This is a genomic window from Mordavella massiliensis (assembly GCF_016902415.1).
Lineage (GTDB): Bacteria > Bacillota > Clostridia > Lachnospirales > Lachnospiraceae > Merdimonas > Merdimonas faecigallinarum.
Genome location: NZ_JACJLV010000055.1, coordinates 1 through 12068 on the forward strand (window position 1 = coordinate 1; position 12068 = coordinate 12068).

Genomic DNA, 12068 nt, shown 5'->3' on the forward strand with positions numbered 1-12068 from the left:
CATCCTTTCCGAAAAAATTCATCATTACTCACAGTATACTCTATTTTGACAGGAAATTAAATATAAATTTTATTATTGACATCAAAGTTGATTCCCATTATAATAAATTCTGCTATAAAAACCTTGCGGATGTGGCGGAATGGCAGACGCACAAGACTCAAAATCTTGCGGGAGCGATCTCGTGTGGGTTCAAGTCCCACCATCCGCAGCCTGGAAAACCCCGGCGGCTCAAATGAGCCGCCGGGGTTTTCTTTTATTCCATCTTCAACAGTTTTTTCCCGATCTCAAAGCAGTCGAAAGTGGCAAAATAATCTGCCGGTGTCTCTGCCCTTCGGATCATCTGAACAGAGCCGTCTTCTTTCAGGAGAAGCTCCGCGGATTTTAATTTTCCATTATAATTATATCCCATGGAAAATCCGTGCGCGCCGGTGTCATGAATGATCAGAAGGTCGCCCGTCTCGATCTTGGGCAGCATCCGGTCAATGGCGAATTTATCATTATTCTCACAAAGAGATCCCACGATGTCGTAGGTGTGGTCGCAGACAGCGTCCTCTTTTCCCGCAACTGTGATGTGATGGTACGCGCCGTACATCGCCGGACGCATCAGGTTTACTGCGCAGGCGTCCACTCCGATATATTCTTTATACGTATGTTTCTGATGGATCGCTTTTGTCACCAGACATCCGTAAGGTCCCATCATAAACCGTCCAAGCTCTGTGTAAATGGCCGTATCTCCCATTCCTGCCGGCACAAGAACTTCTTCATAGACTCTGCGCACGCCGTCGCCGATGGCGCGGATATCATTGGGCTCCTGATCCGGGGTATAAGGAATGCCAATGCCGCCGGAAAGGTTGATAAACTTAATATGCACGCCGGTCTCTTTCTGCAGTTTTACCGCAACTTCAAAAAGAATCTTTGCCAGCATGGGATAATATTCATTGGTCACGGTGTTGCTGGCAAGGAAGGCATGGATGCCGAATTCTTTTGCCCCTTTGCTCTTAAGGACCCGGAAGGCTTCGAATAACTGCTCCGTGGTCATACCATACTTGGCGTCCCCCGGATTGTCCATGATATCATTACTGATCTTAAACAGGCCGCCAGGATTGTACCGGCAGCTGATAGTCTCCGGAATATGGCCGATGGCCTGTTCCAGATACTCGATGTGGGTAAAATCATCCAGGTTAATGATCGCCCCCAGACGGTCCGCATACACAAACTCTTCCGCAGGAGTGTCATTGGAGGAAAACATGATGTCTTCCCCTCTCGCGCCGACAGCATCTGAAAGCATCAGCTCAGTCATGGAAGAACAGTCGCATCCGCAGCCATATTCCCGCAGGATATTGATCAGAAACGGATTCGGCGTTGCTTTTACGGCAAAATATTCTTTAAAGCCCGGATTCCAGGAAAATGCGTCTTTTAATGCCTGCATATTTTTACGGATCCCCTTTTCATCATAAAGATGAAACGGAGTCGGATAGGTTTTTACGATCTCGTCCAGTTGTTCTTTTGTCACAAAGGTCTCTTTTTTCATGCCTTTTTTCTCTCCTCTTGTATGGATAATAGTTTGATCTCATTGGCAAGCGCTGTCTTGTATAACTCCACAAAATTCTTCTGTCCGGAATACAGACAGGTGTTCATACTGCCGTCTCCATATTCACCGGTCAGCACATACCGGGAATCTGCGATCACACCGATCTGCATCCCCCGGCTTTTTCCTACATACACCCGCGCCCCTTCATAATTCACAGGCTGATCTGTGATGATCACAACCTTTTTCTTTGCCTTTCGCAGTTCTTCCAGTTCGCGGACCAGCAGCAAAAGATAGTTCCTGGTACAGCTGATGTAGACCCGCTGGTCTACTTTTCCCAGGATATTGCGGATCTTGTCCAGGATATTCCTTGCCCCTTCAACGGTAATATATCCTTCCACATGGGATTTTTCAGCCGGCGCGTGGATCTCCAGCCACTGTCTTGCCTCTTCCATCCGGCGGATCCTGTTTTTACAGAATTCCTCGACCGGTACCGGCACATATTTGCGGGTCGTTCCTTCCTCCACCAGGTAAGAAGCTCCCTTTTCTGTCATGCTGGCCAGTGAATTATAGGCATTGGATCTGGAAATGCCGGTCTGCTTGGCCACTTCATATCCGGTCATCTTCCCTTCGCCCAGAAGGCACTGATAAATAGAAGCCTCCTGTCTGGTCAGTCCAAATTCCATCAACCGTTCGATATACGCTGTTTTTTCCATCTTTTGTTGCCTCTTAGTAGTTCTCTATGGGAACACTATATATGATATCCCCGTTCCTGTCAACTGATTTCCATGAAAAAAGTTCTCATAAATGCAGGAAACCAGGACATGGGATCCTGTTTCTTCCATGTCCTGGTAAAACTGTCTTTTATACCACGGCGATCTGCATAATATTGCTGACGCCTTCTTTTTGAGAAGAGATGTGGGGAGAAGGAATGCCTGCTGTCAGCACCACGATGTCTCCCGGCTCTACGATCTGTTTTGCCAGCGCAAGATCCACGGCTCCGTTGCACACGTCTTCGGTGGTTTTAAACTCCAGAGACTTTAACGGGCGCACGCCCCAGTAGATCTGCATCCTGCGCATCACTTCTTCATTGGGTGTGACGCCGATGATCTCTGTCTTCGGCTTAAACTTAGATACCACTCTGGCAGTAGCACCTGAAGCGGACGGCGTAATGATGCACTTTGCGCCCAGGTTGTGGGCAGTTGTCACTGTCGCGTGGCACAGGGCGCTGGTGGTGCTCTTCATCCGCTGTTCCTCTGCCTTTCGCAGGATCAGGTCGTAATCCAGATGTTCTTCTGTATTTTCCACAATGTGAACCATCATCTGCAGCGCTTCCACCGGATACTTTCCGGACGCCGTCTCTCCGGACAGCATAACCGCATCTGTGCCGTCATAGACAGCGGTAGCCACGTCTGTCACCTCCGCACGGGTCGGCCTTGGGTTGCGGATCATGGAATCCAGCATCTGGGTAGCCGTGATAACCGGACGATAGTTGTCGTTGCATTTCTGAATGATCATCTTCTGAAGATACGGAACATTTTCCGCGGGGATCTCCACACCAAGATCTCCTCTTGCTACCATGATCCCGTCCGCACAGCGGATGATCTCGTCAATATTCTGAATGCCCTCTGCATTTTCGATCTTGGCGATGATCGGAATATACGGGGCTTTCAGTTCTTTCAGATAGGCGCGGATCTCCAGGATGCACTCTGCATTGCGGACAAAAGAAGCTGCGATAAAGTCAATCTTCTGCTCCACGCCGAACTTAATGTCTTCCTTATCTTTTTCCGTGATCGCGGGAAGGCGCACCGGGACATTGGGTACATTTACGCCCTTCCTCTCGCCCAGTTCTCCGCCGTTTACAACAGAACAGACGATATCCCTGCCCTGCTTTCCTTTTACGTTCAGTTCGATCAGTCCGTCATCCACCAGGATCCTGCTTCCGGCCTGCACATCATCCACCAGGCCTTCATAACTGATCGACACTTTCGTCTCGTCTCCTTCAATCTCTTCCGGTGTCAGGATAAATGTCTGTCCGGCTTTCAGGGTAATCTTTTCTCCGCCCTTTAACACACCGGTCCGGATCTCCGGTCCCTTGGTATCCAGAAGGATCGCAACCGGCTTTTTCTCCTCTGCGCGGATCTTCTTTAACTGATCCATCCGCGCTTTATGTTCCTCATGGGTGCCGTGTGAAAAATTGTATCTTGCCACATCCATGCCGCTCTGGATCAGTTTCCGCAGCGTTTCTTCATCTTTCACTCCCGGTCCCATGGTACAGATAATCTTTGTTTTCTTCATGCTCTCCTCTTCTCCTCCTTATTTTACGTGTGTATGTGTAAACAGATGATCCTGACAGTATTCGTAATTGCCGTTGCACTTGGAACAGTACCGGAATTCCAGGTTCGGGTTATCCAGCTCTGTCCGGCCGCAGACTGCACATTTATGTCTTGCCCCGTTCTCATAATAATGAAGCGGACGGGCGCGGTGCACCTTCTGCTGGTATTCTTTCTTCCGCTTTCTTTCCTGATAGGAGCCAGGATTCGTACCTCTGGTCTCCAGGAAAAAGAGCCATACATTTAACAGGGAAACCAGCGCCGCAAGCGCCATGCCGGCATAGCCGTGTCCGGGCAGGAAAAACTGGACAATGGCATAGGCAAAATATGCCGCGTCGATCCAGGCCAGCCATTTCCCCTTGATCGGGATCGCGAAATACAGCATAAACTGGGCGTCCTGAAACATAAAAGCAAAGAGGAAGAACATGGACAGGATCAGATACTCCGTATCCATGCCGATCCGCCAGCCTCCCCCTGTAAAGACAGAGGTGATGCCATAGACGATCAGGCTTCCCAGCACATGCAGCAGGATTCCCTGAAAGATAAACAGGTTGAACCGGAACGTGCCCAGAATGGCCTCCAGCTGTTTTCCCAGCAGATAATAGACATACAGAAGGAGGGCGCACATGATCAGGTTGGCAGACGGCGGAATTGCCACAAAGGTAATGATACGCCAGATCTGTCCGTGCAGGATCGCCGCAGGATCCAGACTTAAGTATTGGCTATAGAAAAGCGGATTGATCAGAAATACTGCATATCCGATCACATAAAGTCCGATCAGATAGTTCATCAAATTCGGGATCGCGTATCTTCCAATCTTTCGTTCCAGCTTGTCGATTAAACGGTTCATATCCTCAAGACTCCTTATTTTTCAGCATTCATACATGTAGTCATTCTACCGTTTTAGCACTCGTTTGTCAATTCTGCCAAGAAAGTTTAACAGCATTTTTATATTTCTATTACATTTTAGAATTGTCAATTTTTTTAGAATGTCGTATAATGTTACAGGCTTTAAACAAAAGTATACATTTAATAAGAAGAAACACATAGATTTTCATATGAGGAGTTACATAGTATGAATCAGAAAACACCATATACCTTAGGTATTGATATTGGCTCAACCACGGTAAAAATTGCCATTTTATCCGAAGAAGGCGAAGTGCTTTTTTCGGATTATGAGAGACATTTTGCCAATATCCAGGAAACCTTGTCGGATCTTTTGGGACGCGCCATCTATAAACTGGGCGCCATCAGCGCTTCTCCTGTTATTACAGGATCCGGAGGCCTTACTTTGGCCAAACATCTGGGCATCCCCTTTGTACAGGAAGTGATCGCAGTTTCCACTGCCCTCCAGGACTATGCGCCGCAGACCGACGTAGCCATCGAGCTTGGCGGCGAAGACGCCAAGATCATTTATTTTGAAGGCGGAAATGTAGAACAGCGTATGAATGGCGTCTGCGCCGGCGGTACCGGCTCTTTCATCGATCAGATGGCTTCTCTGTTACAGACAGACGCCTCTGGTCTGAATGAATATGCCAAAAATTACAAGGCGCTCTATTCCATCGCCGCCCGTTGTGGTGTATTTGCAAAATCTGATATTCAGCCTCTGATCAATGAAGGGGCTTCCAAAGAGGACCTGGCCGCATCCATCTTCCAGGCTGTCGTCAACCAGACGATCAGCGGACTGGCCTGCGGCAAACCGATCCGGGGACATGTAGCATTCCTGGGCGGTCCTCTTCATTTCCTGTCTGAACTGCGGGCCGCATTTGTGCGTACTCTGGAACTGGATGATGAGCATACCATTGCGCCCAACCATTCCCACCTGTTTGCAGCCATCGGCTCTGCCATGAATTCCAATAAGGATCTGAATGTCTCCTTACAGGAACTGCAGACCCGTCTGGAAGGCAAGATCAAGATGGAGTTTGAAGTAGACCGCATGGAGCCTCTGTTTGCAACCGAGGCAGAATATAAAGAATTCAAGGACCGTCATGCCAGACACCAGGTTCCCATGAAGGATCTTTCCAGCTACAAGGGCAAAGCCTTTCTCGGGATCGACGCCGGTTCCACCACCACCAAAGCCGCTCTGGTCGGCGAGGACGGTACTCTGTTATATTCCTTCTACAATAACAACGAAGGCGATCCTCTGGGCACCACCATCCGCGCCATCAAAGATATTTACAGCAAGCTTCCGGAAGAGGTAGAGATCGTACATTCCTGCTCCACCGGATACGGCGAGGCGCTGATCAAAGCCGCGCTTCTCCTGGATGAGGGCGAGGTAGAGACAGTGGCTCACTACTATGCCGCTTCTTTCTTTGAACCGGATGTAGACTGCATCCTGGACATCGGCGGCCAGGACATGAAATGTATCAAGATCAAGAACCAGACCGTAGACAGCGTACAGCTGAACGAGGCCTGCTCTTCCGGCTGCGGATCTTTTATCGAGACCTTTGCCAAATCTCTGAATTATACGGTAGAAGACTTTGCACATGAGGCGCTCTTTGCCACCCATCCCATCGACCTGGGGACCCGGTGCACAGTATTTATGAATTCCAAGGTAAAACAGGCCCAGAAAGAAGGCGCTTCTGTTGCGGATATTTCCGCAGGTCTTGCTTATTCGGTCATCAAAAATGCGCTCTTTAAGGTCATCAAGGTTTCCGACGCGTCTGAACTTGGAAAGCATATCGTGGTACAGGGCGGAACCTTTTACAATAACGCCGTGCTGCGAAGCCTGGAAAAGATCGCTGACTGCCAGGTTGTCCGTCCGGACATCGCCGGTATCATGGGCGCTTTCGGAGCCGCTCTGATCGCAAGAGAGCGGTATGTGGACTGCGAAGGCACAACTATGCTCCCCATTGACGAGATTGAATCTCTGGAATATTCCACAACTATGACCAAATGCCGGGGATGTACCAACAACTGCCGTCTGACCATCAATCATTTCAGCGGCGGCAGAAAGTTCATTACCGGAAACCGTTGCGAGCGGGGGCTGGGAAAGGAGAAATCCAAAAACCACCTGCCCAATCTTTTTGAATATAAATTAAAGCGTTACTTTGATTACGAACCGCTTTCCGAAGAAGAGGCTGTCCGCGGAGTCATCGGTATCCCGAGAGTCCTGAATATGTACGAGAACTATCCGTTCTGGTTCACCTTTTTCCATACGCTGAAATTCCGTGTGGTTCTCTCCCCTGCTTCCACCAGAAAGGTGTATGAGCTGGGTATTGAGTCCATCCCCAGTGAATCGGAATGCTACCCGGCCAAGCTGGCTCACGGACATGTACAGTGGCTGATCAACCAGGGCGTGAAACACATTTTCTATCCCAGCATTCCCTATGAACGGAATGAATTTGCCGACGCAAACAACCACTATAACTGCCCGATCGTCACCTCTTATCCGGAAAACATCAAAAATAACATTGATGCAATCGTAAATGGCGACGTGGACTTCATCCACCCCTTCCTCTCTTTCCAGAGTGAGGAAACCATTTCCTACCGTCTGGTGGACGAACTTTCTGAAAAATTCCAGATCCCGGGCGACGAGATCCGCAGCGCTGTACACGCCGCATGGGAAGAGCTTGCTTCCTGCAGGCAGGATATGCGCAAAAAGGGCGAGGAAACCATTCAGTTCTTAAAGGAAACCGGCAACCGGGGCATCGTCCTGGCCGGACGCCCCTACCATATTGACCCGGAAGTAAACCATGGCATACCGGAACTGATCAATTCCTATAATATCGCGGTTCTTACAGAGGACTCTATCTCCCACCTGAATCCGGTGGAACGGCCTTTGAACGTCATGGACCAGTGGATGTACCACTCCCGCCTGTACGCAGCCGCAAACTATGTAAAGACCACCGAAAATCTGGATCTGATCCAGCTGAATTCCTTTGGCTGCGGTCTGGATGCGGTTACCACAGATCAGGTGGCGGATATCCTGAACGGTTCCGATAAGATCTATACCTCACTGAAGATTGATGAGGTCAACAATCTGGGCGCCGCAAGGATCCGGATCCGCTCTCTTCTGGCTGCCATCCGCGTCAGAGAACAGCGGGGCGAAAAACGGGAACTCCACTCCGCCGCTATAAAGAAGGTTACCTTTACCAAAGAGATGCGTAAGAATTACACCATTCTCTGCCCGCAGATGTCGCCGATCCATTTTGAGCTTCTGGAGCCGGCCTTCAAGGCTTCCGGCTACGACATCCAGGTACTGCCCAATGATAACAAACAGGCAGTAGACGTGGGATTGAAATATGTAAATAACGATGCCTGCTATCCATCCCTGATGGTGGTAGGCCAGATCATGGAGGCCATCCTGTCCGGCAAATACGATACAGACCGGATTGCTGTCATCATCAGCCAGACCGGCGGCGGCTGCCGTGCCTCCAACTATATCGGATTTATCCGCCGCGCTTTGAAAAAAGCAGGATATGCCCACATTCCGGTTATTTCCATCAACTTAAGCGGACTGGAAGACAATCCAGGATTTAAGATCACACCAATGCTGGCTCTCCGGGGCATCTACGCCGCGGTATTTGGAGACATTTTCATGAAATGCGTATACCGGATCCGTCCTTATGAGGCGGTCCCAGGCTCCACCGACGCCATGCACGCAAAGTGGAAAAAAGTCTGCGCAGACTTCCTCTCCCAGGGCTACCCCTCCAGACGGCGGTTCAAACAGCTGTGCCGGGAGATCATCGCTGACTTTGACAACAACATCGAACTTCTGGATATTAAGAAACCAAGAGTAGGCGTAGTCGGCGAGATCCTTGTAAAATTCCTGCCTGCAGCCAACAACTACCTGGTGGAACTTCTGGAAAGCGAAGGCGCAGAGGCAGTGGTTCCGGATCTTCTGGATTTCCTGCTGTACTGTTTCTACAACCAGAACTTCAAGGTATCGCATCTTGGCATGAAAAAATCCAAGGCGACCATGGGCAACCTTGGGATCAAAGCCCTGGAATGGTTCCGCAAACCGGCATCCGATGCCTTCCGGGAAAGCAAACACTTTGATCCCCCGGCAGACATCGCCAACCTGGCAAAAATGGCTTCCGACATTGTTTCTCTTGGAAACCAGACCGGAGAAGGCTGGTTCCTGACCGGAGAAATGCTGGAGCTGATCCATAACGGTGCGCCGAACATCGTATGTACCCAGCCCTTTGCCTGTCTTCCCAACCACGTTGTAGGAAAAGGCGTGATCAAAGAACTGCGCAGGCTCTATCCCGAGTCCAACATCGTCGCTATCGATTTTGACCCGGGCGCCAGCGAAGTAAACCAGTTGAACCGTATCAAACTGATGCTGTCCACAGCAAACAAAAATCTGGCAAAGGAACTGGAAAGAGAATCCAAAGAAGACAACGAAATTGCTTCTTAGAAATCCAACAAAAAACTGCCGGACAATGAGATGATTATCATTTCACTGTCCGGTAATTTTTATTAGAAATCTGCCACTACTCATTATTTCAATAATAAGATTTTATTCTCCGGCATCTGCAGATAATCCGGCATTCCACGTTTTTCCAGTACCTGGAGCAATTCTCTTTGCACGAACCAGCAGATCTCTTCTGCTCCGTCCGCAGCGCCTTTTATAAAGTATTTCCGCTCAAAGGGAAGTTCTGCAATGCTTCCCGCCCGGGCTGCGATGCAGTTTGCTTTCCTCTCTCCCCAGACAGGGAGAAAATCATGAGCCCGAAAGCCGATGTGCGTCATATCTTCCGGCACCTCGCGCTCCAGTGTCAGCACCGTCCCCCATTCCGGGATTTCCAGCGTATGAGCGTCCCGCCGCCTGATTCCCACAATATTTTTGCACCCGCTGATCCGGGCTGCCTCCACACGGACGGGATTGCTGAAGATTTCTCTTACGCCTCCGCTCCGGATGATCTCTCCCTGGTCCATTACCAGCAGTTCCTCACTGAACCGATAGATCTCATCCCGGCTGTGGGACACCAATATCACGGTTCCCGGATAATCTGCAAGCATCTCCTCCATCTCCTGCTGTAGCCGGTCTCTTAAATACACATCCAGCGCAGAAAAAGGCTCGTCCAGCAGGATCATCTCCGGCTGACAGGCCATGATCCGGGCCAGCGCCACCCGCTGCTGCTGTCCGCCGGAAAGTTCTCCGGGCAGACGCTTTTCCAGCCCTTCCAGGCGGAATTTGCGGATCATCTCCGCTACCCACCGCCTCTTTTCTTCCTTCCCCCATTTTTTCAACCCTGCCCCAATATTGGTCTCCACCGACATATTGGGAAAAAGCGCATAATTTTGAAAAAGATACCCGATCTTTCTCTTCTGAGGCCGCCAGTTGATCTTTCTGGCCGAATCATAGACCACCTTCTCTTCCACAGAGATCCTTCCCCGGTCCGGAGTCTCGATCCCGGCAAGAGACTTTAATGTCATACTTTTCCCGCAGCCAGAAGCCCCCAGGATCCCGATCCTTTTGCTCGTACTGTCGATAGGGTAATCTTTACCTCGGGACTGGTCCCCTGGTATCGTTCTGCAAGGTCTTCCATTACCGTATTCAAGCTGGCCGCAATAAACACCTGGATCTCTGTCTGCGGATTCTCCCCGGTCTTCTTTTCTTCGCTGCTATCGCTGCCGCAGCCTGCCAGAAGAATGGGCAGGATTCCCGCCAGAAATACGGACAACACTCTTTTCTTCATTTTTTTCTCCTTTTTTTGCTGTCAATCTACCTGTTACTCCTGTTTCCCGAACGGACAGACCGGATACTGACATTCCTCACATCCCAGGCACAGTCCTCCGTGTCCCAGTCTTATGATATCGCTTCTTCTGATCTTTACTCCTGCTGCGATTCTTGGAAGCAGCAGGTCAAAGATGGTTGCCTTCGCATACATCACGCATCCCGGGAGACCGATAACCGGTGTGCCGTCCGAAAAATACCCCAGGCACAGCATGGCTCCCGGCAATACCGGCGCGCCATAGGTAACGATGTCTACGCCGGAAGCCTTGATCGCACCCGGCGTCCGGTCGTCCGGATCCACGCTCATGCCCCCGGTACAGATGATAAGATCCAGCCCGGCTTCCTTCATCTGAAGGATCGCGTCCTTGGTACGCTCCATATCATCACCAGTCAGCCGTTTTTCCTTTACCTCGATCTGGAAATCCGCCAGTTTCTTTTCCACTACCGGCGTAAACTGGTCTTCCACCCGTCCTTTTTCCACCTCGCTGCCTGTAGTGATGATCCCTGCGGTGCGGATCTTCCAGGGCAGGAGGCTTAGAATCGATCCTTCGCTATTCACTCGTGACGCTTCCCTGGCCTGCTCTAATTTCTGTTCATCGATCACCAGGGGGATCACCCGCATCCCTGCCAGCTTATCTCCGGCTTTTACTGCGGTGTTCGTATGCCTGACCGCAATCATCAGCTCTTCGATATCATTGACCGCATACAGCCGCTCTGTGTCCACCTGAAAAAGACCGTCCCGATCCGCGATCAGTTCGATCTTCCCTTCCTTCGTATCAGTAGCATGCATTCCTTCATTTATGCAAAGAGAAAGAAGGCACTTTGCTGCCTCGTCTTCGTGCAGCATGCCTTCTGGTTTCTCCCAGACATACAGATGCTCTTTTCCCATGGAAAGCAGCACCGGAATATCTGCTTCTGTCACCACATGTCCTTTCCGGAATCTGGCATCCTTCATCACCCCGGGAATGATCTGTGTCATATCATGGCAGAGCACATGCCCGACCGCCTCTTCTGTCTGAATCAATCTTAATTTACTTTCCACTTTGCATCCTCCTGAGTCTATAGGCACAACATGATAACTTAATTTATCAGTCTCTATTGAACCTACTGAACATTCGTATTATATTTGTTAAAATTTCTATTTACTATAAAAGTCTATTCATTATTCTACTTTAATAAGTTTTTTATCTCTTTTGTGGTAAAAATTGATTCTAAAAGCTTATATTCTTCCATATATGCAGGTTTATATTGCGTGGCTGTTCTTTCCCACAATTCATATGTCCACCAAAAAAAGGAACTCCAATTATTGTTTATTTTCTTGCCCTGTGCCGTCGCTGTTACCAGAAGTTCTTTTGACAACTCGGCCATACATTGGGAATAAACTTTATTGGATAAATTAAGTACACTTTTTATTTCCAAAGTTGTCGCTTCACCAAATTCATCTAAAAATGCAAAAATTTCTTTACTTTTCTCGGACATTCTCTCCAATCGTTGTTTATATGGCTTAATGCTCCAATATAAT

The 12068-nt window shown here is 49.4% G+C and carries 9 protein-coding genes and 1 tRNA gene; 2 read left to right on the forward strand and 8 right to left on the reverse strand.

The window, feature by feature from the left end; all coding sequences use genetic code 11:
* The first annotated feature begins 125 nt into the window (after nucleotides 1-125).
* A tRNA-Leu gene (locus H6A13_RS11520) sits at nucleotides 126-208 on the forward strand.
* A 45-nt stretch (nucleotides 209-253) separates the two neighbouring features.
* Here H6A13_RS11520 and H6A13_RS11525 read toward each other — a convergent pair.
* The 4 genes from H6A13_RS11525 to H6A13_RS11540 form a co-directional block, all read right to left on the reverse strand.
* Nucleotides 254-1531, reverse strand: coding sequence for a diaminopimelate decarboxylase (locus H6A13_RS11525; protein ID WP_204909714.1), 1278 nt, complete (start codon nucleotides 1529-1531; stop codon nucleotides 254-256).
* Nucleotides 1528-2244 (reverse strand): TrmB family transcriptional regulator, encoded by a 717-nt coding sequence (locus H6A13_RS11530; RefSeq protein ID WP_204909715.1) that lies wholly within the window; start codon nucleotides 2242-2244, stop codon nucleotides 1528-1530. The genes H6A13_RS11525 and H6A13_RS11530 overlap by 4 nt, the downstream gene beginning before the upstream one ends.
* 148 nt (nucleotides 2245-2392) lie before the next feature.
* Nucleotides 2393-3826 (reverse strand): pyruvate kinase, encoded by a 1434-nt coding sequence (gene pyk, locus H6A13_RS11535; RefSeq protein WP_204909716.1) that lies wholly within the window; start codon nucleotides 3824-3826, stop codon nucleotides 2393-2395.
* An 18-nt stretch (nucleotides 3827-3844) separates the two neighbouring features.
* Nucleotides 3845-4711, reverse strand: coding sequence for a hypothetical protein (locus H6A13_RS11540; RefSeq protein ID WP_204909717.1), 867 nt, complete (start codon nucleotides 4709-4711; stop codon nucleotides 3845-3847).
* A 225-nt stretch (nucleotides 4712-4936) separates the two neighbouring features.
* Between H6A13_RS11540 and H6A13_RS11545 the strand changes: the two genes are divergently transcribed.
* Nucleotides 4937-9223 (forward strand): 2-hydroxyacyl-CoA dehydratase, encoded by a 4287-nt coding sequence (locus tag H6A13_RS11545; RefSeq protein WP_204909718.1) that lies wholly within the window; start codon nucleotides 4937-4939, stop codon nucleotides 9221-9223.
* 83 nt (nucleotides 9224-9306) lie between these two features.
* Here the strand turns inward: H6A13_RS11545 and H6A13_RS11550 are convergent, their stop codons facing one another.
* The 4 genes from H6A13_RS11550 to H6A13_RS11565 all read right to left on the reverse strand — a co-directional run.
* A complete protein-coding gene (locus H6A13_RS11550; protein ID WP_204909719.1) occupies nucleotides 9307-10245 on the reverse strand; it encodes an ATP-binding cassette domain-containing protein in 939 nt (312 codons plus the stop codon).
* The gene (locus tag H6A13_RS11555) at nucleotides 10242-10508 is read right to left on the reverse strand and encodes a hypothetical protein (RefSeq protein ID WP_204909720.1); all 267 of its coding nucleotides are present in this window, start codon (nucleotides 10506-10508) and stop codon (nucleotides 10242-10244) included. Before H6A13_RS11555 ends, H6A13_RS11550 begins: the two co-directional genes overlap by 4 nt.
* Nucleotides 10509-10541: 33 nt before the next feature.
* A complete protein-coding gene (locus H6A13_RS11560; RefSeq protein WP_204909722.1) occupies nucleotides 10542-11525 on the reverse strand; it encodes a molybdopterin-binding protein in 984 nt (327 codons plus the stop codon).
* A 188-nt stretch (nucleotides 11526-11713) separates the two neighbouring features.
* Nucleotides 11714-12068: hypothetical protein (locus H6A13_RS11565; RefSeq protein WP_204909721.1), on the reverse strand; the 355-nt coding region annotated here is incomplete at its 5' end.